The 24,412-nt window shown below is 67.6% G+C and carries 21 protein-coding genes, 1 tRNA gene and 1 pseudogene; 10 read left to right on the top strand and 13 right to left on the bottom strand.

Annotated elements, in window-relative coordinates; genetic code table 11:
• The first annotated feature begins 14 nt into the window (after nucleotides 1-14).
• The 3 genes from EGY25_RS14225 to EGY25_RS14215 all read left to right on the top strand — a co-directional run bounded on the left by EGY25_RS14225 (nucleotide 15) and on the right by EGY25_RS14215 (nucleotide 3,055).
• Nucleotides 15-2,246, top strand: a complete 2,232-nt coding sequence (locus tag EGY25_RS14225) for a glycoside hydrolase family 88 protein (protein ID WP_135195692.1) — start codon at nucleotides 15-17, stop codon at nucleotides 2,244-2,246.
• 84 nt (nucleotides 2,247-2,330) lie between these two features.
• Nucleotides 2,331-2,406, top strand: a tRNA-Thr gene (locus EGY25_RS14220).
• A 22-nt stretch (nucleotides 2,407-2,428) separates the two neighbouring features.
• Nucleotides 2,429-3,055 carry a TetR/AcrR family transcriptional regulator gene (locus EGY25_RS14215; RefSeq protein ID WP_135195691.1) on the top strand — a complete coding sequence of 209 codons (627 nt, stop codon included), beginning with the start codon at nucleotides 2,429-2,431 and terminating at the stop codon, nucleotides 3,053-3,055.
• Here EGY25_RS14215 and EGY25_RS14210 read toward each other — a convergent pair.
• From EGY25_RS14210 to EGY25_RS14200, 3 genes are read right to left on the bottom strand one after another with little or no spacing between them, the layout of a single operon-like run.
• Nucleotides 3,052-3,816, bottom strand: coding sequence for a prepilin peptidase (locus EGY25_RS14210; RefSeq protein ID WP_135195690.1), 765 nt, complete (start codon nucleotides 3,814-3,816; stop codon nucleotides 3,052-3,054). The genes EGY25_RS14215 and EGY25_RS14210 overlap by 4 nt on opposite strands.
• Before the next feature lie 33 nt (nucleotides 3,817-3,849).
• Complete coding sequence (feoB, locus tag EGY25_RS14205) at nucleotides 3,850-5,718, bottom strand: ferrous iron transporter B (RefSeq protein ID WP_135195689.1); 1,869 nt, start codon at nucleotides 5,716-5,718, stop codon at nucleotides 3,850-3,852.
• A complete protein-coding gene (locus EGY25_RS14200) occupies nucleotides 5,718-5,999 on the bottom strand; it encodes a FeoA family protein (protein WP_135195688.1) in 282 nt (93 codons plus the stop codon). The genes feoB and EGY25_RS14200 overlap by 1 nt, the downstream gene beginning before the upstream one ends.
• Before the next feature lie 150 nt (nucleotides 6,000-6,149).
• Between EGY25_RS14200 and EGY25_RS14195 the strand changes: the two genes are divergently transcribed.
• The gene (locus tag EGY25_RS14195; protein WP_135195687.1) at nucleotides 6,150-6,653 is read left to right on the top strand and encodes a c-type cytochrome; all 504 of its coding nucleotides are present in this window, start codon (nucleotides 6,150-6,152) and stop codon (nucleotides 6,651-6,653) included.
• A gap of 4 nt (nucleotides 6,654-6,657) precedes the next feature.
• On the opposite strand, the gene EGY25_RS14190 is transcribed toward EGY25_RS14195, so the two are convergent.
• From EGY25_RS14190 to EGY25_RS14175, 4 genes are all read right to left on the bottom strand, one after another.
• Nucleotides 6,658-9,864 carry an efflux RND transporter permease subunit gene (locus EGY25_RS14190; protein WP_209308120.1) on the bottom strand — a complete coding sequence of 1,069 codons (3,207 nt, stop codon included), beginning with the start codon at nucleotides 9,862-9,864 and terminating at the stop codon, nucleotides 6,658-6,660.
• Nucleotides 9,864-10,988 carry an efflux RND transporter periplasmic adaptor subunit gene (locus EGY25_RS14185; RefSeq protein WP_135195685.1) on the bottom strand — a complete coding sequence of 375 codons (1,125 nt, stop codon included), beginning with the start codon at nucleotides 10,986-10,988 and terminating at the stop codon, nucleotides 9,864-9,866. Before EGY25_RS14185 ends, EGY25_RS14190 begins: the two co-directional genes overlap by 1 nt.
• Nucleotides 10,989-11,100: 112 nt before the next feature.
• Nucleotides 11,101-11,853 (bottom strand): hypothetical protein, encoded by a 753-nt coding sequence (locus EGY25_RS14180; protein ID WP_348521870.1) that lies wholly within the window; start codon nucleotides 11,851-11,853, stop codon nucleotides 11,101-11,103.
• A gap of 20 nt (nucleotides 11,854-11,873) precedes the next feature.
• Complete coding sequence (locus EGY25_RS14175; RefSeq protein ID WP_135195684.1) at nucleotides 11,874-12,638, bottom strand: class II aldolase/adducin family protein; 765 nt, start codon at nucleotides 12,636-12,638, stop codon at nucleotides 11,874-11,876.
• A 175-nt stretch (nucleotides 12,639-12,813) separates the two neighbouring features.
• Here EGY25_RS14175 and EGY25_RS14170 point away from each other — a divergent pair, with 175 nt between their 5' ends.
• From EGY25_RS14170 to EGY25_RS14160, 3 genes are all read left to right on the top strand, one after another.
• On the top strand, nucleotides 12,814-13,941 hold the full coding sequence (locus tag EGY25_RS14170; RefSeq protein ID WP_135195683.1) for a DUF2336 domain-containing protein: 1,128 nt from the start codon (nucleotides 12,814-12,816) through the stop codon (nucleotides 13,939-13,941).
• A gap of 31 nt (nucleotides 13,942-13,972) precedes the next feature.
• Nucleotides 13,973-14,770, top strand: coding sequence for an NAD kinase (locus EGY25_RS14165; protein WP_245159484.1), 798 nt, complete (start codon nucleotides 13,973-13,975; stop codon nucleotides 14,768-14,770).
• Between the two features lie 62 nt (nucleotides 14,771-14,832).
• The gene (locus EGY25_RS14160) at nucleotides 14,833-15,309 is read left to right on the top strand and encodes an Hpt domain-containing protein (protein WP_167762575.1); all 477 of its coding nucleotides are present in this window, start codon (nucleotides 14,833-14,835) and stop codon (nucleotides 15,307-15,309) included.
• A 52-nt stretch (nucleotides 15,310-15,361) separates the two neighbouring features.
• On the opposite strand, the gene EGY25_RS14155 is transcribed toward EGY25_RS14160, so the two are convergent.
• On the bottom strand, nucleotides 15,362-16,501 hold the full coding sequence (locus EGY25_RS14155; RefSeq protein WP_135195681.1) for a DUF2336 domain-containing protein: 1,140 nt from the start codon (nucleotides 16,499-16,501) through the stop codon (nucleotides 15,362-15,364).
• Between the two features lie 88 nt (nucleotides 16,502-16,589).
• Nucleotides 16,590-17,387 (bottom strand): transglycosylase SLT domain-containing protein, encoded by a 798-nt coding sequence (locus tag EGY25_RS14150; protein WP_135195680.1) that lies wholly within the window; start codon nucleotides 17,385-17,387, stop codon nucleotides 16,590-16,592.
• A gap of 167 nt (nucleotides 17,388-17,554) precedes the next feature.
• On the opposite strand from EGY25_RS14150, the gene EGY25_RS14145 reads away from it, so the two are divergent.
• Nucleotides 17,555-18,289, top strand: a complete 735-nt coding sequence (locus EGY25_RS14145) for a TonB family protein (RefSeq protein WP_135195679.1) — start codon at nucleotides 17,555-17,557, stop codon at nucleotides 18,287-18,289.
• Here the strand turns inward: EGY25_RS14145 and EGY25_RS14140 are convergent.
• Nucleotides 18,286-19,296, bottom strand: coding sequence for an NAD(P)/FAD-dependent oxidoreductase (locus tag EGY25_RS14140; RefSeq protein ID WP_209308095.1), 1,011 nt, complete (start codon nucleotides 19,294-19,296; stop codon nucleotides 18,286-18,288). The genes EGY25_RS14145 and EGY25_RS14140 overlap by 4 nt on opposite strands.
• A gap of 51 nt (nucleotides 19,297-19,347) precedes the next feature.
• Nucleotides 19,348-21,195: a phosphoenolpyruvate carboxykinase (GTP) gene (locus tag EGY25_RS14135; RefSeq protein WP_245159483.1), complete on the bottom strand. Its 1,848-nt coding sequence runs from the start codon at nucleotides 21,193-21,195 to the stop codon at nucleotides 19,348-19,350.
• Nucleotides 21,196-21,334: 139 nt separating this feature from the next.
• On the opposite strand from EGY25_RS14135, the pseudogene EGY25_RS14130 reads away from it, so the two are divergent.
• Nucleotides 21,335-22,111: pseudogene (locus tag EGY25_RS14130) on the top strand (DUF938 domain-containing protein).
• Here EGY25_RS14130 and EGY25_RS14125 read toward each other — a convergent pair.
• Nucleotides 22,112-22,603 (bottom strand): hypothetical protein, encoded by a 492-nt coding sequence (locus tag EGY25_RS14125; RefSeq protein WP_245159482.1) that lies wholly within the window; start codon nucleotides 22,601-22,603, stop codon nucleotides 22,112-22,114.
• Nucleotides 22,604-22,882: 279 nt separating this feature from the next.
• Here EGY25_RS14125 and EGY25_RS14120 point away from each other — a divergent pair, with 279 nt between their 5' ends.
• Complete coding sequence (locus EGY25_RS14120) at nucleotides 22,883-23,650, top strand: pseudouridine synthase (protein WP_135195678.1); 768 nt, start codon at nucleotides 22,883-22,885, stop codon at nucleotides 23,648-23,650.
• A gap of 9 nt (nucleotides 23,651-23,659) precedes the next feature.
• Here the strand turns inward: EGY25_RS14120 and EGY25_RS14115 are convergent, their stop codons facing one another.
• Nucleotides 23,660-24,412, bottom strand: coding sequence for an ATP12 family chaperone protein (locus tag EGY25_RS14115; RefSeq protein ID WP_135195677.1), 753 nt, complete (start codon nucleotides 24,410-24,412; stop codon nucleotides 23,660-23,662).

Genomic DNA, 24,412 nt, shown 5'->3' with positions numbered 1-24,412 from the left:
GCTTCGGAGGATGTATGGCGTACCGTTCGTTTGTCGGCCTGACGGCCGTTTTGATGGCGACAACCCTGCTGGCCGGCCCGACGGCGGCGCAGACCGCCCTGCCCCCCGGCGTCGAAGCGGCCTGGCTGGAGCCCACGGCGAGGCCGGCGCTTGATTTCGATCCCAACGTCCTGCCGTCGCGCGCCGAAGCCCTGGCGGCCGCCGAATATGTAACGGCGTCCCAGATCGCCGCCATGGCGCGCGAGCCGTTGGCCCTGTCCACCGGCAGCAACCTGACGCAGATGTCGTCCAACTGGGTCGCCGCGACCTTCTATGTCGGGGCGGCGCGGCTGGCGCGAGTGTCGGAAGATCCCGAGACCCTGCGGTTCCTGACCGCCGTGGCCGAACACTATAATTATAGCGTGCGCGGCGCCCGGTCGGGGCCGACCATGCTGAACGCCGACGATATCGCCATCGGCGACCTGTACGAAGAACTCTACGCCCGGCGCCGCCAGGAAGGCGTGCTGATGCCGCTGCGCCAGCGGCTGGACTGGCAGGTCCCGCACCTGAACCGCTCGGTCGAGACCCCGGCCCTGGTCTGGTGGTGGGCGGACGCCCTGTTCATGGTGCCACCGGTGCTGGCGCGGATGTCGGCCCTGACCGGCGATCCCAAATATCTGACGGCAGCGGACCGGGAATGGCGACGCACGGCCGAGCATCTGTGGGTTCCCGAGCAGCGGCTGTTCCTGCGCGACGAACGATTCAAGGATCGCACCGAGGCGAACGGCGCGCCCATCTACTGGTCGCGGGCAAACGCCTGGACCATGGCGGGTCTGGCGCGCTGGCTGGAGAGCCTGCCGGCCGATCATCCGAACCGGGCCTATTACGTCGATCTGTTCCAGCAACTGTCGAGCCGCATCCTGGAACTGCAGCAGGACGACGGCCTGTGGCGCGCCAGCCTGTTGGCGCCCGAGGTCTATCCCGAGGCCGAGACGTCCGGGTCGGGCTTCTATGTCTATGGCCTGGCCTGGGGCATCAACCACGGCCTGCTGGATCGCGAGACCTATCTGCCGGCGGTGACCAAGGGCTGGGCGGCGCTGAACCGTCATGTCCTGCCCAGCGGCCTGATCGGCGCAGCGCAGAAGACCGGCGACATGCCGGTGCATACCCGGCCGGAAGAGACCGGCCTTTACGCCACCGGCGCCTATGTCCTGGCGGGGCTTGAGATCGCGGACCTGAACGGCCCGGTCCAGTCCCTGCCCCAGGCCGAGCCCGAGCGTGACACGCCCGAGGTCATCGCCGCAACGACGCCCATGCCCCCCGCCCCCGTCACCGTCGTCGGCGAGGAGGAACTGCGTCGCCGCGCCGAGGAAATGCGCGCAACCGCCGCCCTGTCCTACGATCCCGCCGGACTGGCCCGGCCCTCGACCATCGAGCGCCTGACGCCGCCGACGGCCGAGGAACAGCGCCCGCGCGCCGTCGCCCGCTTCGCGCCGGATCGGCTCGATGACCTGTTGTGGGAAAACGACCGCGTCGCCCACCGCATCTATGGTCCGGCCCTGGAAGGCCGCGAGCCGCCGTCGGGATCGGGCATCGACGTCTGGGCCAAGCGTGTCCGCTATCCCTTCATGGACCGCCAGCTGAAGTTCCCCAACTATCACACCGACCGCGGCGAGGGTCTGGACTACTACGACGTCGGGCGCGGTCGCGGCGCCGGGGGCCTGGGCGTCTGGCAGGACAACAAGCTGTGGACCAGCCGCAACTTCAAGACCTATCGCATTGAAGAGACCGGCGAAGACGAGGCGCGCTTCAGCGTCGACTATGCTCCCTGGCCGGTCGACGTGAACCGCCGGGTGTGGGAGACGCGCGACTTCTCCCTGCCGATGGGGTCGAACTTCACTCGCATGACCTCGACGCTGAACTCGGACAGCACCGAGCCCCTGATCGTCGGCGTCGGCATCACCCGGCGCACCAATGACAACGGCTCGGGCTTCGTCACCCGCGACGCCGCCAACGGCCGACTGACCTTCTGGGAACCGGAAAACCCCGAGCACGGCAGTATCGGCATCGCCATCCTGGTCGATCCGGCCATGGTCGAGGGCTTTACGCAGGACGCCGACAACTATCTGATCCTGCTGCGCGTCACGCCGGGCCAGCCCTTCACCTATTATATGGGGTCGGCATGGGACGGCGGGCTGGACTTCAAGACCCGCGAGGCCTGGGAAAGCTTCGTCGCCAGCTATACGCCGCCCGTTCCGTGGCGTTGACGGGCGATTTGTCCGTCCGGGGCGCAAGGCCGTCTTGCGTCCCGGCGCGAGGCTGGACATAAGGGCCGGACACCGCACACGCGGGCCGGCTTAGCTCAGTTGGTAGAGCGCCAGTTTTGTAAACTGGATGTCGCGGGTTCGATTCCTGCAGCCGGCACCATCTCTATGCGACCATCGGGGACATGGCCGACACAACCAACAAGCTGGGCCACAAGATCGGTGCGCGCGGCGGGAGAACCCGCCAGGCGATCCTCGACGCGACCCAACGCCTGTTGAACGAGCGGCATTACGGTGAAATCCGCGTCGCCGACCTGGCCTCGGCCGCCGGTGTATCTCCATCGAATTTCTACACCTATTTCAAGACCGTCGAAGAGCCTGTTCTGGCACTTTGCGAGGTTGCGGCGACTGATTTCCAGGGGCTGGCGACGCATTTCCAGGCCGACTGGCCGGGCGACCGAGCCTTCGTCATCGCCCGGGCCTTCATTCTGGACGTGATGGCGATCTGGCGAAGCCACGGCCAAGTCCTGCGGGTCGAGCACATGCTGGCCGACAATGGCGACGTGGCCTTCGTCGAGAGCCGGGTGCGCCGGCTGCGCCGGCTTCACCTGGCCATCGAACGCCGTGTGGCCCAGGCCCACGCCAGCGGCCTGCACCCCAAGGATTACAATCCCCGCCTGGCCTCATACCAGATCGCCTCGATCGCGGAATCAACGGCGGCCAGCTTCGACCTGCTGCGTCGCGCCGACACGCCGGAAGCCATTCTGGACACGGCGGCCATCATCATCGTCAAGCTGACGACCGGACGTTAAAGCCCCAGCGGCCCGTACAGCCAGGTCAGCCAGATACCTACGGCCAGGAAGACGCCGAAGGGCAGCTTCTCGGTTCCGCTGACCGTGCGACGCACCACCAGCATGCCGAACACTAGGCTGAGGCCGACGGCGCAGGCCCACAGCAGCACGCTGGGCAGACCCACCCAGCCGACCCAGGCCCCCGCCCCGGCGAACAGGAAGGGGTCGCCCCCGCCCAGGCCGTCGCGCTTGCGGATCGCCTTGTAGAGCCAGCCGACCAGCCACAGGCCGCCGAACCCGACCACGCCCCCGATCAGATGCGACAAGGCCAGATCCCAGCTCGCGCAAATGGCGACGACCAGACCCGTGGCGATCAATGGCAGGGTCAGAATGTCGGGAAGCCAGAAGTTCTCGCCGTCTACAATCGCGATCAGCAGCAGTTGCCAGCCCAGCACTGCTGTCGCCGCCATCAGAAAGACTGATGTCCCGCCGCCAGACGCCCAAAGCGCGGACCAAACGCCGACCGCCCCACCCGCCAGTTCGATCAGCGGATAGCGCCGGGAAATCCGGGTCTGGCACCGCGCGCAACGGCCCTGCAGCGCCAGCCAGCTGAACAGCGGAACCAATTCCCATGGGCGCAACGGTTGGTCGCAGCCCCGGCATCGCGAGCGGGCGACGACAATGTCCTCGTCACGCGGCAGACGCACGCTGACGGCGGCGATGAAACTGCCGAAAATCAGGCCCAGCCCGCCCATGACGGCGGCGGCGATCACAGGGTGCATCGAGACGTCCAGACGGCGGCGAACCGCCTTGGCTTAGCCGCCTCCGAGCACCACCGCCACATGATAGGTCACCAGCGACGCCAGATAGGCCAGACCGAACATGTAGCCGATCATGATCCACGTCCATTTCCACGAATTGGTCTCGCGCTTGACCACGCCCAGGGTCGCCACGCACTGGGGCGCGAAGATGTACCAGGCCAGGAAGGACAGGGCCGTCGCGAGCGACCAGTGCGAGGCCAGCGTCGAGGCCAGAAGTCCGGTCGCATTCTCCGCATCCGCGATGGCGTAGGTGGTGCCCAACGCCGCCACGGCGACCTCGCGCGCCGCCATCCCGGGGATCAGGGCGATGACCATCTGCCAGTTGAAGCCGATGGGAGCGAAGATCGGCTCAAGCGCCCGGCCCAGCATGCCGGCGAACGAATAGTCGATGGCCGGCAGTGTCGCGTTCTCGGGCGGATAGGGGAAGGTCGCCAGCACCCACAGGATGATCACCAGCGGCAGGATGATGCGACCCGCGCGGTTCAGGAAGATCTTGGCCCGGAGCCACAGATTGAACCCGACGCTGCGCAGATCAGGCGTCTTGTAGGCCGGAAGCTCCATCATGAAAGGCTCGACCGCGCCCCGCCAGAACACCTTGCGGATCAGAAGCGATACGATCAGGGCGCTGACGATGCCGGCGGCGTAGAGCCCGAACATCACCAATCCTTGCAGATTGGCGAAGCCCCAGACCGTCTCGTTGGGAATGAAGGCGGCGATGATCAGCGTATAGACCGGGATCCGCGCCGAACAGGTCATCAGCGGCGCCACCAGGATGGTGGTCAGACGGTCGCGTTTGGAATCGATCACCCGCGCCGCCATCACGCCGGGAATGGCGCAAGCGAAGCTGGACAACAGCGGAATGAAGGCCCGGCCATGCAGGCCCGCCCCGCCCATGATCTTGTCCATCAGGAAGGCCGCGCGGGCCATGTAGCCGAAGTCTTCCAGGGCGATGATGAAAAGGAACAGGATCAGGATCTGCGGCAGGAAGACCAGCACGCTGCCGACGCCGGAAATGATTCCGTCCACGATCAGACTTTGCAACAGGCCGTCGGGCAGGACCGTGGCGACCAGACCGCCCAGCCAGCCGATACCGGCCTCGATGCCGTCCATCAAAGGCGCGGCCCAGCTGAATACGGCCTGGAACATGACGAACAGAAGCGTGAACAGGATGACCAGGCCGGCGACCGGATGCAGCAGGATCGAATCGATCTTGCCGGTCAGGGTGTCGGGCCGCTCGGGCGGACGCACGCAGGCCTTCATGATCCGCTCGGCCTCGCGGGCGGCGGTGCGCAGCTCGGCGGCGTCGGGGCTATGCCACTGGCTTTCCGAAACGGCGGCGACGGCGGCCCGGTCTTCGATGGCGGCGATCAGATCGTCGATGCCGCGCTTGCGGGTGGCGACCGTGGTGATGATCGGCACGCCCAGTTCGGCGCCCAGTTTCTCCAGATCGATCCGCAGTCCCTGACGCTGGGCGATGTCGTACATGTTCAGCGCCAGAACCATGGGCCGCCCGACAGCCTTCAGCTCCAGGATCAGACGCAGGACCAGGCGCAGGTTGGTGGCGTCGGCGACGCAGACCACCACGTCGGGCGGCGTCTCTCCGGCCAGGCGCCCCAGGACGGCGTCGCGCGTGACCTCCTCGTCTGGACTGCGGGCGCGCAGGGAATAGGTGCCGGGCAGGTCCAGCACGGACATGGTCCGACCCGAGGCGGCGCGGATCAGGCCTTCCTTACGCTCCACCGTGACGCCGGCGTAGTTGGCGACCTTCTGGTGCGCGCCGGTCAGGGCGTTGAACAGGGCCGTCTTGCCGCTGTTGGGATTGCCGACCAGGGCGACGCGGGCGGTCTTCAGGGCGATGTCCATCAGACCGTATCCAGCTTGCCAGAGTCGAGCTTGATCGTCAGGCTCTCGGCTTCATGGCGGCGCAGGGCCACGCGCATATCGTCCACCTTCATGGCGATGGGGTCCTGACCGAACAGGCCTTCGTGCAGCAGTTCAATCTGCGCGCCCTCGACGAAGCCCAGTTCGAGCAGGCGGCGTTCCAGCTCGACCGCTTCCCCCTGATGGTGACAATGTGCGCCCACCTGGACGATGACGCCGCGATCGCCGCGTCGGGCCTGGCTCAGCTTGATGGTGTCAGTCAATTTTACGCTCGCACGGGCGAGGCCGCTCCCCAGCGGCTCCGCGTTTCCTTGACAGTGATTATCAGGTGCGAGCCCCCCGCGTCCAGCAGGACAGCCTGACCAATTGCCGCGCCGACGCATTGCGCTATCACAGGCTGAACAGGAGCCGCCATGACCCGTTTCGCCCTCGCCGCCCCGCTTCTTCTAAGCCCCATCCTCGCCCTGGCCGCCTGTGGTCAGGGCGAGCCGTCGCCGACGGCCCCGACCAAGCCCGTTCATGTCCTGACGGAGACGGAGAAGGCCACACTGCTGGCCTCCTTGCCCGCCCCTTACGATGCTGGCGATCTGGAGAACGGCCGCCGCGCCTTCGCGCGCTGCCGCGCCTGCCACACCATCGGCGAAGGCGGCCCAGACATGGCGGGTCCGAACCTGTACGGCGTTTTCGGGCGAAAGGCGGGCGATCGGCCGCGCTACAACTATTCCAACGCCATGCGCACCGCAGACTTCACTTGGGATGCGGAGAAGCTGGATCACTGGCTGGAGAACCCGCGCACGTTCCTGCCCGGCAACAAGATGACCTTCCCCGGCCTGCCCGACGCTGCGGATCGCCGCGATGTCATCGCCTTCCTGAAGGTGGAGACGGGCTACAAGCCGGAGCCGGCGCCCGCCTCCTGATCCATCAGCCTTCCGGCAGTTCCTTGGGTCCGCCTTCGCGCATTTCCTGGGCTTCCCATTCCTCGATCTTGCGCGAGGTCCATTCCGGCGACTTGGTGAAGCGGGCCAGGACGCCATAGATCACAGGCACCACGAACAAGGTCAGGACGGTGGCGAACATGGCGCCGGTGAAGATCACCACGCCGATGGTCTGACGGCTGCCCGCGCCCGCACCCTGCCACAGCACCAACGGCAAGGCGCCGAAGGCGGTGGCGATCGAGGTCATGATGATCGGCCGAAGACGCAAGGACGACGACTCGATGATCGCCTCGCGGATCGACCGGCCCTGGTCGCGCAGCTGGTTGGCGAACTCCACGATCAGAATGCCGTTCTTGGCCGCGACGCCGATCAGGATGATCAGTCCGATCTGGCTGTAGATGTTCAGGCTGGACCCGGCCATCAGCAGGCCGAACAGTCCGCCCGCCGCAGCCAGCGGCACCGTCAGCATGATGACCGCAGGCGTGATCCAGCTTTCGAACTGGGCCGCCAGCACCAGGAAGACCAGCAGCAAAGCGAGGCCGAAGGCCGCGAACACCGCTCCGCCCGCCTCCTGCTGGTCGCGCGCCGCGCCGCCCCATTGGGTGACGACACCGCCCTGGGGCTGTTTGGCCGCCTCGGCGCCGAGGAACTGAATGGCGTCGTCGATGGTCGTGCCGGGGTTCAGGTCGGCCTGCAGCGAAATGGACCGCTGACGATCCAGACGACGACGGTCCGGCGTGTCGCCGCTGGTCTTGGTCGTGACCACGGCCGACAGCGGCACCAGCTGCCCGCCGCCGGTCGCGACGTACAGGGCCTCAAGGTCAGCGACCTCGCGCCGGTTGTCGCGCTCGGTCTGCAGGATGACGTCGTATTCCTGTCCGCCCTTGATGTAGGTGGTGGCGGTACGCGACCCGAACATAGTCTCCAGCGTGCGGCCGATCGACTGGGAAGACACGCCCAGCGCCGCCGCCTTCTGCGGATCGACATCGACCAGCAGGCGCGGCGAGTTCGGCTCATAGTTCAGGCGCGGACGCGAGAAGCCTGGATTGGCCTGTGCCGCCGCCAGCATAGGCTGAAGCCAGTTGTAGATCTGCTGATAGTCGGTGCCTGTGGCGATCATCTCGATGGAGTTGGAGTTGCCGCCCCCGCGTTGGAAGGCGCCGGGAGTCGAGGCGTTGACCTGGGCGTCCGTCTGCCCGCGCAGCTTGCCGTTGAGTTCCTGGGCGATCTCGGCCGCCGTCCGGTCGCGCATGGACCAGTCGGCCAGGGTCAGGACGGCGTTGCCGGAGTTGAAGCTGCCGCCGCCGAAGCCCGGCGCGGAGACCAGATAGCTGTCGGCCTCGCCGTTCGCCTTGTATTCGGCCAGCAGGGGTTCCAGCCCCAGCATGATCTTGCGCGTATAGTCGAAGCCGGCGCCCTCGGGGCCGGCGACGCGCACCGTCACCCGGCCGCGATCCTCGTCCGGCACCAGTTCGTTGGGCAGGGTCAGGAAGATGCCCCCTGCGCCCGCCGCCACCAGCAGAATCAGGGCGCCGACGCCGATCACCGCGATCCGCCGGCCCAACATCATGTCCAGCGATCGCGCATAGGAGCGCTTCAACCGATCCATGCCCCAGTCCACCCGGCGCGCGACCCGGCCGCCGCCGTGCGCCGGTTTCAGAATCTTTGACGCCAGCATCGGCGATAGGCTGAGCGCCAGGAAGGCGGAGAAGGCCACGGCGGCCGCGATGGCCGCCGCCAGTTCGACGAACAGCCGCCCGACGTAGCCGGGCAGGAACAGCAGGGGCGCAAACACCGACAGCAGCACGATGGTCGTGGCCACGACGGCGAAGAAGACCTGACGCGCGCCCCGCTCTGCCGCGACCAGGGGGGGCTCGCCCAGGTCCAGACGACGCTGGATGTTCTCGACCACGACGATGGCGTCATCCACCACCAGGCCGATGGCCAGCACCAAGGCCAGCAGCGTCAGAAGGTTCAGCGAGAAGCCCAGCGGCGCCAGGACGATGAAGGTCGCCAACAGGCAGATGGGCGCCACGATGGACGGAATCAGCGCCGCCCGCAGACTGCCCAGGAAGATGAAGTTGACCAGGGCCACCAGGGCCATGGAGATGCCGATGGTGATCCAGACCTCGTCGATGGCGTGCGAGGTGAAGACGGAGTTGTCCGACCCGATCTCGATGGTCACGCCCGGCGGCAGGGTCGGCCGAATCTCGTCGATCATCGCATGGACGCCGTCTGAAATGGCCAGGTCGTTCGACTGGGCCTGACGGGTCACGGCCAGGCCGATCTGGTCCATGCCGTTGCCGCGGAACAGGCGACGATCCTCTTCCGGCGCCTCCTCGACGCGCGCGACGTCGCCCAGACGGGTGACGTAGGTAGGCTGGCCCTGGATGATGGCCGACGAGCCGCTGCCCGTCCCGGTGGCGACGGACGCCGAAGCAGAGGCCGAACCGCGGGTGCCGATGGGCAACTGCCGGAAGTCTTCCGGCAAGGCGTAGGTGCGCGCCACGCGGACGGTGTAGTCCTTGTCCGTCGATTCCAGCGAGCCAGCGGGCAGTTCGACGTTCTGGTTGGTCAGGGCCGTCTCGACGTCGTTGACCGTCAGGCCGCGCGCCGCCAGGGCGGCGGAATCCAGCCAGACCCGCATCGAATAGCGCTGCTCGCCATAGATGTTGACCTGGGCCACGCCGGGCACGGTCGCCATCCGGTCGACCAGATAGCGGTCGGCGTAGTCGGTCAGTTGAAGCCGGTTCATGCTGGTGGAGCGCAGGAAGACGATAATGATCGGCTGGCTGTCGGAATCGGCCTTGGCCACTTCCGGCGGATCGGCCTGGTCCGGCAGGCGGCCGACAACACGGCTGACGCGGTCGCGCACATCGTTGGCGGCGTCGTCGATGTTGCGGTCCAGCGAGAACTCGATGTTCACGTTTGAACGGCCGTCGCGGCTGGTCGAGTTGATGCGCTCGACGCCCTGGATGCCGGCGATCTGCTGTTCCACCGGCTCGGTGATCCGGCTCTCGATCACCTCGGCCGAGGCGCCGGCATAGGTGGTGTTGACCGAGACGATAGGCGGGTCGACGTCCGGCAGTTCGCGCACCGGCAGGAAGAAGAAGGCCGCCGCGCCGATCACGCACAGCACGATGGCGGCGACGGCCGCGAAGACGGGACGCCGGACCGAAACGTCGGACAGCATCATTGGGCGGCGCCCGACTTGCGGTCGGCAGACGACTTGCGATCTGCGCCCGCGACGCTGACCGGCGCCCCCGGCTGGATGCGGTTCAGGCCCGAGCCGACGATACGGTCGCCGGGTTCGATGCCCGACAGGATTTCGACGAAGCCGTTCTCGACGGCGCCGGCCTCGACCTCGACCCGCTGGGCGGTCGATCCGTTCTGGCCGGGTGCGATACGATAGACGAAGGCGCCGGCGCCCTCATATTGCACGGCTGATTCCGGGGCCGCCGCCGCCTGGCGCTGGCCCTGCTGGACCACGACGCGCAGCAGCATGCCGGGGCGGATCCGACCGCCGGGATTGGCGAACTCGGCGCGGGCTGTGGCGGCGCGGGTGGCCTCGTTGACGCGGGTGTCGATCAGGGCGATCCGGCCCTGGAAGGGTTCGTCGCCATAGGCGTCCGCCGTCGCCGTCAGCTGGGCGCCGGGCTGAAGCAGGTTCAGGTAGCGTTCCGGCAGGGGGAAATCGACGCGAATGGTCGAGGTGTCGTCCAAGGTCGCGATCACCGCGCCCGGATTGATCAGGGTGCCCGCCGTCACCGTCGTCAGACCCATGCGGCCCGCGAAGGGCGCGCGGATGACGCGGTCGCCGCGCCGCGCCTGCGCGGCCTCAAGCGAGGCGCGTGCGGTCTCCAGACCCGTCTCGGCCTGTTCCAGCATCACCTGGGGCGCGATGCCCCGGTCGGCCAGGGCCTTGTAGCGATCATATTCGCGCTGGGCCTGATTGACGTTGGCGCGGGCCTCGATGATTGCTGCGTCTTCCTCGCGCGCCTGAAGCTCGACCAGGGGCGCGCCGGCCGACACCAACTGGCCGTCGGCGAACAGGACGCGCGTGATCAGTTCGGTGGTCGAGGAGGTGATGTTGACCGACCGCTGCCCGCGCGCCACGCCCAGCACCCGGATCTGGTCCGAGAACTGACGCTGGCCCACGACGGCCTGCGACACCTCTTGGCCGCCACGTCGGCCGCCTGCGGCGCCCGGCCCTTGGGTGGACTTTTCGTCTCCGGTGGAGATCTTGACGATGGCGGCGATGACCATCAGCCCCAGCAGAACGGCTGCGGCGATGAGGAAGAAGTGACGTTTGATCACGCGGGGGTCTCTCGGTCAGGGGGACGCCGCATGCATTACCGGGTAATGAAGTGCGCGCAATGTTACGTATCAGTAACGTGGCGGATCACATTTTCCGTCGCAGAAATCTTCCCTAAAAGCTACGCCACACCGCCAGGACAGGCCCACGGGCGTTTGCGGCCTCTCGGCCTGCGACGGTTTGTCTCCATCCGGCCTGCACGCTCCAGCCCCCGAAATCGCGCACCACCGAGGTTTCCAACGACAGCCAGCGTGAGCCGCCGTCCGCCGCCCCGCCGAAGGCCTGACCCAGAACCATCCAGTCGCGACCGATCCGGGCGCCCGCCGTGGCGTCGATGCGCGTCTCGTCCGGCAGGCCGTCACGGAGGCGACGCGCGGCCTGAAGCTCGACGAACGAACCCTCCATGCCCCAGCGCGCGCCCATATCGCCCAAAGATCGGCCGACCGACACCCGCGCCTCCCAGTCGTGCTCGCCGACGCCGGGCTGGGCATAGCCGGCGTTGCGCCCCTCCCCGGCCCAGGTGTAGCCGCCATAAAGGCTGACGGCGTTGCGGTCGTCGCGCCAGACCTGCCAGGTCGCGCCGATCTCGATGGGACCGCGCCCGTTGTAATCGACGAAGGCGTCCTCGCCGTCCTGCCAGTCGGCCTTCAACTGCAGGGTCAGCCGGTCCGATGCGCCATATTCGGCGAACAGGCCCAGCGCCGCGTCGCGCCGGTCGCCGGGCAGGTCGCGCTCTTCGCCAGAGGCGTTAAAGCCGGTATCGGCGCTCAGCTGCTCATATTTGACGATCGCCTGCCCCTTGCCCTTGGGCTGGACCCAGGCGCCGGCGAAGGTCGGAGCGGGTGCCAGCGCACCCAGCGCCAGCACCGCCGCAGCCCCGGCGAGACCTAGGCGTCGTAGCCCGGCGACTTGCGATCCAGCTGACGCAGAGCGCCCGGCCAGGCCAGGGCCGAGATGAAGCCGATGCCCCGACCCTGCTCCTTGGTTTCCGCCTGCGCCTCGTCGGGGGCCAGCAGGATGTGCTGACGCCCGCCCGACAGGGCCGCGACCTGCTGCGCGCAGGCCCTCTCCAGAAAGAAGATGCCGATCCATGCCTGAGCCGCCGTTTCCCCGACCGCCAGCGTGCCGTGGTTTCGCAGCAGCATCAGCGGTTTGTCCCCCAAGTCGGCTACCAGACGTTCGCGTTCGTCATGGTTCAGAGCCAACCCCTCGTACCCATGATACGCAACCTGATACTGTAGTAAACACGCGTTCTGGCTGATCGGCAGCAAACCTTCGGCCTGGGCCGCGACGCCGACGCCGTTCACCGTGTGCAGGTGGATGACAAACTTGGCGTCGTCGCGCGCGGCGTGGACGGCGGAGTGGATGGTGAATCCCGCCGGATTGATGAAGTGGGTCGTGTCCTGGACGATGTTCCCCTCCAGATCGACCTTCACCAGCGACGAGGCCGTGATTTCGTCGAAATAGAAGCCATAGGGATTGATCAGGAAATGATGCTCCGGCCCCGGCACACGCGCCGAGATATGGGTGAAGATCATGTCGTCCCAACCATGCAGGGCGACTAGCCGATACAGGGCCGCCAGCTCCACGCGGACCTGCCATTCGGCCTCGGACACGCGCGACTTGATCGAGGGACTCGTTCCGTCCGCCATGGTTTTCTCCTGCCTCTGAACGGGCTTTGAGGAACCGTCCCCCTGCCCGCCAGCGCCGTCAACCCGCCTTGACGGATGTTGACGCTACGTCATCAGGCAGGCGTCAGCTTTGCTTAACGCCGTCTTCACGACCGCGCCTTATGGTTAAGCATCGTCGTCGGTTCGGGGAGCCGCTGTGCCTGTCGTTCAATTGGAGCCGCCCCGCGACGCCTGGGACGACCGGACCGTTTCCCAACTTCTGACCCTGGCGCAAAGCCGCTCGGCTGAGGACCGCCAGCGACTGCTGCTGAAGGTCACCTCCCTTTGCGAAGCGACGCGCCCGCCGGCCGAGGTCGGCCCGCTGCTCAGCGACATCTTCCTGACCCTCGCCGCCCAGGCCGAGCGGGACATTCGTTTGGCCCTGTCCGAGCGAATCGCCGGCGTCGACTGGGCGCCGCCCGCCCTGATCAACATGCTGGCGCTGGACGAGATCGAGATCGCTCGCCCGGTGATCACCTCCAGCCCGCTGCTGAAGGACGCCGACCTGATCCGCCTGTTGATCGAGGCGACGCTGGAGCATCAGATCGCCGTCGCGCGCCGGCCCCAGCTGTCCCGGCCCGTGGCGGACACGATCATCGACCGGGGCGAGGCCGTGACCATGACGGCCCTGGCATCGAACCGTTCGGCGGACATCAGCGAAGACGCCATGCGAAAGCTGGTTGACCATTCGCGCCGCATCGCCGGCCTGCGCGCGCCGCTGACGCGCCACCCCCGGCTGAACGAACAACTGGCCCAGCAGCTGTATCAATGGGTCGGCCAGGCCTTGCGCCAGTCGATCGGCGAACGGTTCCGCATCGACGACGCCCAGCTGAACGCCGCCGTCCAGCAGGCCGCCGCCAAGGCCGTGGGCAGCCCGGAATGGCGCACGGCGCCGACCAGTCGGCTGGTCGAAGACCGCGAACGCTCCGACATGGAACGTCGCCTGGTCGACAAGCTTCAGGCCGCCGGCCAGCTGCGTCCCGGCCTGCTCGTCCGCGCGTTGCGGGAACAGCGGTTCGAACTGTTCGAACAGGCGCTCGCGGCCCTGGGCGGTTTCAGCGACGCCCAGGTCCATCACGCCGTACGCGCCCCGACCGCCGAACCCCTCTATCTGGCCTGTATCGCCGTAGGCGTGGACAAGGCCGTCTTCGCCTCCCTGCTGGTCGAGGTGCGCAAGCTGTCGGGCGGAATGCCTGCCGGCGGCGGCTGGACGGCGACGCCGATGAACGCCCATTCCGCCTCGCGGGCCTTCCGCCAGATGATGGAAAAGCCCGCGATCGTTTGACTTCGCCTTCAAGCTCGGCTCACGTCCCGCCGTGACCCAGCCCAGTCCCTCCTCCCCCATTCCAGCCTCACCCTCGCTGGCCTTCGTCGCCAGCGATCGCCCTGAAGCCCAGGCGGCGCGCAAGTCCCTGATCGCGCGCTATGGCGCGGTATCCGAGCAGGAAGCCGACGTGATCGTGGCGCTGGGCGGCGACGGCCAGATGCTGGAGACGCTGCACGCCAACCTGCGCCAGCGCACGCCTGTCTATGGCATGAACCGCGGTTCGGTCGGCTTCCTGATGAACGACTACGAGGAAGACGGCCTGCTGGAGCGAATCGTCGCCGCCGAGCGCACCGTCATTCATCCGCTGCAGATGGACGCCTGGACCGAGAGCGGCGAGGTCCATACCGGCCTGGCCATCAACGAGGTCTCGCTGCTGCGTCAGACGCGCCAGAGCGCAAAGCTGCGGATCACGGTCGACGACCGCGTGCGGCTGGAAGAACTGTCCTGTGACGGCTGCCTGGTGGCGACGCCGGCGGGATCGACCGCCTATAATCTGTCGGCGCACGGCCCGATCATTCCGTTGGACGCCCGCATCCTGGCCCTGACGCCGATCAGCGCGTTTCGGCCCCGGCGCTGGCGCGGCGCCCTTTTGTCGCATGGCGCCAAGGTGCGGTTCGAGGTGCTGGAGGCCGACAAACGTCCGGTCTCGGCCACCGCCGACAACTTCGAGGTCAGGCGCGTCGCCCGCGTCGAGGTACGCGAACGGCGCGACCTCAGCCTGACCATGCTGTTCGACGCCGGACGCTCGTTCGACGAACGCGTGATGGCCGAACAGTTCGCCAACTGATCCGGTCACGGGTTCTTAAGCCCGAACCCGTACCTTGCCTTCAAAGTCCTATGGAGCCCGCCATGAGCAATCCGGCGCAAATCACCCCCCCGACGAACGCCCTGCGCATGAAGGTCGGCGGCGGTTTCGGCATCAACGCCGACGCCATCGCCAGGGCCGAAGAGGCGCTGAAGGCCATGTCGGCCCAGTTCGGCCAGTGGCTGAACGACGAAATCGTCAAGCTGGACAAGGCCCAGGCCGACATTCGCGAACAGGGCTACAATCCGACTACCGCCGAAGCCCTGTATTTCCGCGCCCATGACCTGAAGGGTCTGGGAACGACTTACGAATACCCGCTGGTGACGCGCATCGCCGGTTCGCTGTGCAAGATGCTGGACGACGCGGACCGCCGCATGACCGCGCCGGTCGTCGTTCTGGACGCCCACATCGACGCCATCCGCGCCGTGGTCCGCGACCAGATCAAGACCGACGAACACCCTACGGGCCGCGCCCTGGCCGAAACCCTGGAAGCGCGCGTCGCAGACCATCTCGCAGGCTGAAACGTCCCCCTCAGCCATGATGCGAAAGGCCCGCCGAACGGCGGGCCTCTTTTTATGCGGCGTTGGCGGCGGACAGCGCCGGAGACGGCGACTGATCCAGCCGTTCCATCAGATAGGCCAGGTCGTCTCGCTGGACATTGGGGCGCTGGGTCAGGAACCGCTCCAGCATCTGCTCGCGGAAATAGGCGCTGGACGTGTCGATCCCCTCGGACGCCAGCGTCCTCCAGGTATCGACCCCGGCGCGGAAGGCCTGGAACAGGCGCGGCGGCAGGCCCGCCCGATCATAGATGGCCTTCAGCCCCAAGGGCCCCGCGTCATGCACCATCAGCCAGGCCCGGTGATGGGGCGTGTTGGCGAGTTCGGCCAGGCCATGTTCGAACATCGCCATCTGACCGCGCGCCAGGCCGCGCAACAACAGCGAGGCGTTCAGGACGCGACGCGCGTTCAGATGGGTCATGAAAGCGGCCAGATCCGCACTGACGGCGGCCTGATCGGCCAGATCGACGGTGGTGCGCTCGCGCGCATATTGGGCCAGACGGATGGCGGTTTCCGGCGCGACGGCGTGGCGGCTGATCAGGTGCTCGCGCACCGCGTCGCTGGCCAGCTGGATCAGGCGCTCGGTCACGCTCATCGGCAAGACCTGGCGATAGGCCAGAGCCGTCAGCACCTCGGGCGCCTCGGCGAAACGATCAACCACAGCCGCCAGCGCGGCTTCCGATAGATCGGCGTTGTCGTTGGCCGCCACCGTGCGCACCGCCTGTTCGCAGCCTTCCTCGGCCAGCACGGTCGCGACATCGCGCGAGACCCGCGACCGCCCCGCCACCGCAATCTGACGCACCACCGACCCGGCGCGCACGATCTCGATCAGATCCTCGTCGCTGAAGGCGGGAGACGAGGCGATGATCGGCAGGGCGATACTGTCCAGATCGCCGGCCAACTTGCGCGCCACATCATTGGGGATCAGGTCCGACGCCTTAAGCGTGACGGCCATGGCGCGTCGCACAAGTTCGGCCGCGTCATTGGCCAGCAGACGCAGGATTTTCTGCGCCGCAGCCCGGTCGTCCTCGTCCAGTTCGGCGCGTTCCATGTTGCGGCACAGCTTGTGCGCCGCCTCGGCCCGTTCATCGTCGTCCGTCGCCTTTATGAGGCGTCGAATGTCCACTTCTGTGAGGCGTGCGCGGAAGGCGGTCATGGACGGCTCGTCATGGAATCGGGCGTGGATCCCAGAATGAGACTGCCATGCTTAACGGCTGGTTTACCATCGGTTGCAATGCAACGACTCAGGTCGATTGTTTGCCATTTGGCGAGAAAGCGCCGCCGAAGCCGCTGCTGGACGACCCGTCCTGACCCAGCAGCAGGGCCAGCAGACCCTGATCCTGCTTCAGCCGATCCATCCGCGCCGCCAGCATCTGGTCCTTGTCGCTCAGATTCGGAACCGCGTATTTGGTTTCGCCTGTCCCGGCCGCCGGCGCGCCCTCGCCCGCCGTGCGTTGCAGATTGGCGTGAACCTCGGCGACGGTGGCGGGGCGGCCGCTGCGGTAGAAGATGCTGCGATTGGCCCGCGCGGCTTCGGGGAACATGGCGACGGCGCTGGCGCCCGGATTGCGATCCATCGCCTGCATCAGGCCCGCCGCTCCAGCCGGACCCAGGAAGTGGGCGGCATAAAGATCGCCGGCCCCCGGCTCCTTGCCCGTGCGCCCCCGCAGATAGGCCGCGTTCGAAGCCGTCAGCTCGGCCGCCATGGTCGAGGCGGCATGGGGATCGAAACGCAGGTCCAGCACCACATTGCGCGCCGAACCCTCGACCCGCCAACGCCCGTCGCTACCCCGGTGGATCAGGTCGGCGTACTGGCCATAGCCGTGCTGGGCGCCGTGCTGTTTGACGGTGCCGAGCCAGGTCTGCTCGATGAACTGGAACAGGCCGGCCGCCGAAGAGGTCGGCGCCTTGGCGGACGGGTTCATCGCGCTTTCGCGACGCGCCGTCTTGATCAGGAAGTCGTAGTCCACGCCCACGGCGTTCGAGGCACGCCGAATGGCCGCCTCTACCCCGCCTGTCGATGGAATCGCTCCGATGCCCATGTGCGGATGGTCGGCGAACGTAGTTAACCAACCCTTAATTCTTAACGCGGCCGTTAACGGATCGACATTGGTCGAACCCCGAAACCTCCGCCGCAAAGCCGCCACAACCTGCGCGCTCAACTTGCAGTTACGGGCGCTGCGGGGGCGGTGAACGAGGGAGTGAAGCCATGATGATCCGTGCCGCCGGTGGACCCGGCTTGATCAGCCCCATCGACTTCGGGGAACGCAAGAAACCCATCCCACGCTGGATGCTGGGCGCCATCGGCGTCTCGGTCGTCCTCCACGTCGCGGCGGGGGTGGCGCTGTATAATCAGCGGTTCGAGTTGAGCGGGACGACGCAACCCGCCGAGCCCGACAAGCCCATCGACGTGTTCTTCCAGACCCCGCCCAAGCCCAAGCCGCTTCCGCCCACGGTCACGGCGGCCCCGCCGACGCCGATCCACAAGCCGGCGCTGACCGTGCCCGCCGATGTGCCGTCGCTCGCCCTGACGCCGCCGGATAGCCCGACCAATACGGCCCCGGCCGGGCAGGTGATCGTCAGCACGGCGCCCACCGGCGTCGAAGGCGGCACGGCCACGGTGGAAACGCCGCCGCGCCCGCCCTCGGTGATCAACAACCCGACCTGGGCCAGCCGCCCGTCGCCGGCGCAGATGGCGCGCGCCTATCCAACCCGCGCGGCGGAAAACGGCACGCCCGGTTCCGCCAGCCTCAGCTGCATGGTTCGCGTGGACGGCGGCCTGACCGGCTGCCGTGTCGTGGGCGAAACGCCGAGCGGCCAGGGCTTCGGCCGCGCGGCTCAGAGCCTGACCCGCGACTTCCGCATGAACCCGCGCACGGTCGACGGCCGCCCCGTCGACGGGGCGACGGTCAACTTCACCGTCCGCTTCGCGATGGCGAGCTAGAACCGACCAGGGTCGAGGGCGCGGGCTTCCGTCGAGGCCGCCCGCCCCTCGATCGCATCGGCGACGACCGCACCCACCAGCGGGCCCAGCAGCCAACCGTTGCGACGCGGCGCCAGGGCCATGAACAGCCCCTCGCCTCCCGGCGCAGCGCCCGCCATCGGCAGGCCGTCCGCGCTCGCGCCGCGCACGCCCGCCCGCCATTCGATGTCCAGCGGCTCGGGCATCCGATCCAGCACGCGCCAGGCCGCCTGTGTCAGGCGTTCGGACGTCTCGTCATCCGGCGCGGTGTCTCGCCGCCCGGGCTCCATCGTCGCCCCGATCACCGCCCCCGAAGCCATCGGCGCCACATAGGCTCCCGGCCCGCGCACGACATGAGCCACCAGATCTCGGGCCGCGACGCCGATCTGTCCCCGGATCGGCTGGATGGCGTCGATCAGAACCCGAGCAGGCTCAGGCAGACCCGCGACAGCCTCGCCCGCCCCCGTCGCCAGCACTACCGTCTCGGCGTCCAGCAGCTTGTCGCCGACAGGGACCCGCCAGCCGTGGTCGGTGCGGACGATCTCCGTCACTCGGCCCGTGATGACGGCCTGACCGAGCGCCTGTTTCAGCGCCGCCAGGGCCTGTGCGGGATCGACCTGATAATCCTCGTCAGTCGTGACATGGTCGCCCTCGCGCCGCGCGTCGAAGCCCATCGCGCGAAGCCTCGCCTCCATCCCGTCCACGTCGCCGCCCCGCCATTCAGCCGGTCGATGCGCCAGGGCGATCCCCGCCGCCACCGCGAACGCGGGCCACAGGTCGCGCCCCGCCCGGAACAGCCGGGCATGATCGGGCGACACATCGTCGATGGCTGATTCCATCGCCGGCGCGATCATCCCCGCCGCGACCAGTGAGGCGTTCACCTCGCCTGGATCGACCACCATTACCGCCCGGCCGCGCCGATGCAGTTCGAACGCGGTGCAAAGGCCTAGGACACCGGCGCCGACGATCACGATGGGAGGGGAAGACATCACGGGCCGTCTGATCGACCCGCGACGCTCCTATTGCAAGATGGCTTCAGCCTATTCCGCCGCCATCGAGGCCGCGCCCGCATCGTCCAGGCGCGCGACCAGGGCCGTATGCTGGTCCCACAGGGCGGTGGGCAGACGGTCGCCGAACTGGCGATAGAAGTCCGGGATCAGCGCCGCCTCCTCGGCCCAGACGCCCGCATCGACATCCAGCAGGATCGAGAGTTGAGCCGCTGTCAGGTCCAGGCCGGACAGGTCCAGCGCGGCCACGGACGGCACACGCCCCACCGCGGTCTCCACCGCCTCGGCCTCGCCGTCGATCCGTTCGCTGATCCACTTCAGCACGCGCGCATTGTCGCCGAATCCGGGCCAGACGAACCGCCCATCCTGATCCTTCCTGAACCAGTTGACGAAGAAGATACGCGGCAGTTTCGACGCGTCGCGCCCCTCCCCCATCTCCAGCCAGTGGGCGAAGTAATCACCCATGTTGTAGCCGCAGAAGGGCAGCATGGCGAAGGGATCGCGGCGTAGCTCCCCGACCTTGTTCTCGGCCGCCGCCGTGCCTTCGGACGCCACGGTCGAGCCCATGAAGACGCCGTGCTCCCAATCGAACGCCTCGGTCACCAGAGGTACGGCACTGGCCCGCCGGCCGCCGAACAGGATGGCGTCGATCGGCACGCCCCTGGGGTCTTCCCACTCCGGCGCGATGGCCGGGCACTGGCTGGCGGGCGCGGCGAAGCGGGCGTTTGGGTGCGCCGCCGGTTCGCCGGACGCCGGATCATGCGGTAACCCTTTCCAGTTCGTCAGGCCTTCCGGCGCCTGTTTCGTCAGCCCCTCCCACCACACGTCGCCGTCCGCCGTCAGGGCGGTGTTGGTGAAGATGGTGTTTGTCGCCAGGGTCTCCAGCGCATTGTGGTTGGTGTTGCGGCTGGTGCCCGGCGCGACGCCGAAGAAACCGGCCTCCGGGTTCACGGCATACAGCCGCCCGTCCTCGCCGAACCGCATCCAGGCGATGTCGTCGCCGATGGTCTCGGCCTTCCAGCCCGGCAGGCTGGGTTGCAGCATGGCCAGGTTGGTCTTGCCGCAGGCGCTCGGGAAGGCGGCGGCCACATATTTCGCGCGCCCCTTCGGATCGGTCAGCTTCAGGATCAGCATATGCTCGGCCAGCCACCCCTCGTCGCGGGCCATGATCGAGGCGATGCGCAGGGCGTAGCATTTCTTGCCCAGCAGGGCGTTGCCGCCATAGCCCGAGCCATAAGACCAGATTTCCCGCGTCTCGGGGAAATGCACGATCCACTTGTCGTCGTTGCAGGGCCAGGGCACGTCGGCCTGTCCCTCAGCCAACGGCGCGCCCAGCGTATGGACGGCCGGCACGAACACACCCGTGTCGCTCAACTGGTCCAGCGCCGGCTTGCCCATGCGGGTCATCACCCCCATCGACAGGGCGACATAGCCGCTGTCGGTGATCTCCACACCCAGGGCGCTGATGGCCGATCCCAGCGGCCCCATGCAGAAAGGCACGACATACATCGTCCGCCCCGCCATGCAGCCGTCGAACAGCCCGTCCAGACGCGCGCGCATCTCGATCGGATCGGCCCAGTTGTTCGTCGGACCGGCATCGGCTTCATCGTCCGAGCAGATGAACGTCCGGCTCTCGACCCGCGCCACGTCGCGGGGATCGGACGCGGCGTAATAGCAGCCCGGCCGCTTGTTCTGATCCAAAGCCTTCAGCGTGCCCTTGGCCAGCAGGTCGGCGGTAATGGCCGCCTTCTCCTCCTGCGACCCGTCGCACCAGTGGACGCGGGCGGGCTTAGTCAGGGCGGCGATCTGCTCGACCCAGGCGACGAGGCCGGAATGGGCGGTCGGCGCCGGATGGAGTCCGGGCGTGGCGGAAATGGGCAAGGGCGTCTCCTGAGCGAACAGGCCCGACGATCTGACGCCGTCGTGACCTTCAGCACGCGACGATCACGCACTGTTACAGGCGAGATGCGCCGGTCTTTCCGCCACGTCAAACCGTGCAAGAAAGCGCCGATGTCCACCGGTGTCGTCGGCAAAAGATCGCAGGTGTCAGCGGCGCGGTCGGGCGCTAGAAGAGCGTGTGCAAACGCTGGATACCCTCTCCGCCCTGCCTGACGGCGCCCTCAGCTCGCCCGCCGCGCGTCGCAATGCGGAGGCGATTCTGCAGGTCCTGCGCGCCCATCTGCCGGCGCGCGGACGCGTGCTTGAGATCGCCTCGGGATCGGGTGAACACGCCACCGCCTTCGCCGCCGCACTGCCCGGCGTGAACTGGACGCCCAGCGACCCCAGCCAACAGGCGCGCGACAGCATCGCCGCCTGGACGCGCCAGCTCGCGCTGGCGAACCTGAACCCGCCGCTGGCGCTCGACGCGGCCGATCCGGCGACGTGGCCCCAGGGGCCCGTCGATGCGATCTATTGTGCGAACATGACGCACATCAGCCCCTGGTCGGCGACCGAGGGGCTGATGGAACAAGCCGATCGCATCTAGCGACGCCCCGGCGGTCTATTGGCGCTTTACGGACCCTACCGCGAGACCGAAGTCGAGCTGGCGGCGTCGAACGCCGCCTTCGACGACAGTCTGAAGGCGCGAAACGCAGAATGGGGCCTGCGCGACCGCACCGAAGTCGAGCTGGCGGCGTCGAACGCCGCCTTCGACGACAGTCTGAAGGCGCGAAACGCAGAATGGGGCCTGCGCGACCGCGCGGCGGTCGAGGCCCTGGCCCGCTCGCATGGCCTTGCGGCCACGCTGCGGGTTCAGATGCCGGCGAACAACCTCATCCTGCTGTTCCGCGCCGTCTGATCAGGTGATCGCGCCGACGATCTTGGACAGTGCGCCGTTGTCGCTCAGCAAGGTCACAGCGCCGTCCTTGAACACCGCGCCGTCGGCCTCGGCCGACACGCCGAAGCTCTCGGCCGCCAAGGCCACGCCGTCGGCGAAAGCGATGACCGTCAGAGCGTTGGCGCGGGCCAGGTCCAGCAGCGACTTGACCGCCGCCAGCGACGCCTCGTCCGTCGAACCGCCCGGCACGACCAAACCCTTCAGCCGCCCTTCGACGATGTCCTTGGCCGTCGCGGTGGCCAGCACCGTCACGCCGCCGGTGATCAGGCTGGCGTCGCCCGTCGAGATCGGGGCCAGGCCCACGCCTTCGGCTCTCAACGCGCCCTCCACGTCGCCCAGCTCGCCGAACTCCATGTCACGCCGCATCACCAGCCCCATGCGCAGACGGGTGGGAACAGGACGGTTGTAACCGGTGCGACGGGGGCCTGCGGAAGATTTGTTTTGAGCGAACAAGACGTCTCCTTGAAATGTTTCAATATTGATCCAGATCCGACGAGCCACGCTGTCGAACCGCCCACGCCAATGATCAGAAAAAAGAAAATCGACGGGTCCGACGCCTGTCGTCCCGCACTCTGGATCATTTGTGGAATGCGGTCAGATATAGTGGCGATCGCGTCAGGATCAACCTGCCAATTGGAACAGGCTGGCCTTCCTGATCCTGAAAACCGTGTCCGGCTTGCTCGCGACCTCGCCCGGCTCTAGACAGCGACATCGACTGGACGACGGAATCGCATGGCCTTCACCCGCACCTATGACGGCGACGAACCCGTTCGCGTGAACAAATGGCTGGGCCAGACCGGCGTCTGTTCCCGGCGCGAGGCCGATACCCTGATCGCCAACGGCCTGGTGTCCATCGACGGCGAGACCATCAGCGATGCGGGCCGCAAAATTCAGCCCGGCGAGACCCTGACCCTGAACGACACCGCCCAGGCGGCCCTGGCGTCGGGCATGACCCTGGTGCTGCACAAACCGGTCGGTTACGTCTCGGGCCAGCCCGATCCCGGCAAGATTCCCGCCGTTCGCCTGCTTAACAAACCCAACCGCATCGGCGAGGGCGAGATTCCCGCCCGTGACGCCTCCCTGCCTCCCATCGGCCGACTGGACGAGGATTCACGCGGCCTGTTGCTGCTGTCGTCCGACGGCGTCGTCGCCAAGGCGGTGATCGGTCCGGCGTCAGAACTGGACAAGGAATATCTGGTCGTTGTCGACGGCCTGATCACCGAGGGCAAGCTCAGCCGCCTGCGCCACGGCCTGGTGTTGAACGACAAGCCGCTGAAGCCCGCCCGCGTCACTCAGATCGGGCCACAACGCCTGCGGTTCATTCTGGACGAAGGCAAATACCGTCAAATCCGTCGCATGTGCGACCTGGTCGGGCTGGAGGTCGTGGACCTGTATCGCACCCGCATCGGCCCGCTGGAGCTGGGCGATCTGCCCGAGGGCCGCTGGCGTCACCTGACGAACGAAGAGCGCGCGATGCTGATCGCCCACTCCGCATCCTGAGTTCAGCCCCTAATCGAGGGCTCTGAACCATTGATCCAGCAGTTGCGCCTCGGCGCGGCGCGCGTCGGTGCGTTCGGCGGCCTCGGCGTCCACGCCCCATTGTTCTTCCTGGAACAGCTCGTCGATCCGCGACAGATCGAACGCCGCGCCGCCGTCCAGCACGCCCTGCTCCACCGCCAGCGCAAGCACCGCCGACCCCAGCAACGGCACGGCGGTCGCCAGCCCCGTCAGGCGGAAGTCATCCAGCGACAGAGCGTGAGCCTTGACCCGAGCGATGGCGTCCGGCGACTGCGGCCGATGCACGATGCCTGCCACAGGCTCCAGCACCACGCCCATCTCGCGCGCGGCCCAGTCACGCCACGGCCCCCATTCCCGCACCTGGCGTTCGACCAGCGGCGTGGGATGTTCGGCCAGGTAGCAGACCACGTCCGACCCGGCATAGGCGGCGATCTCGTCCGCCACCGGCTCGCGCGCCTGACCGATCCGGTCGATGGCGGTCGAGGCCAGCCGCGTCGCCGGCATGGTCGAGGGATCCAGATACTTGCCCTGCGCCGCCCATTCGTCGGCGACCAGCTGGGCTGCCGCCTGCGTCGGCAGCACCAGCGCCGCCTTGTCCGGCGTCTTGGGCGTGCGCCCGTCCAGCAGCACGGCCCAGCCGCCGTCGGCATGCGGACCGACAACCGCCTCCTTCCAGAAGCGCGAGATCCGATCCGGCGACTGTTCGACGAAACGCGGGCGATGCGGGGCGGGCTTGTCGGTCAT

The organism is Brevundimonas intermedia (assembly GCF_004614235.1).
GTDB lineage: Bacteria > Pseudomonadota > Alphaproteobacteria > Caulobacterales > Caulobacteraceae > Brevundimonas > Brevundimonas intermedia_A.
The sequence above is the reverse complement of the archived record's forward strand: the minus strand, read 5'-3'. Positions and strand labels throughout refer to the sequence as shown.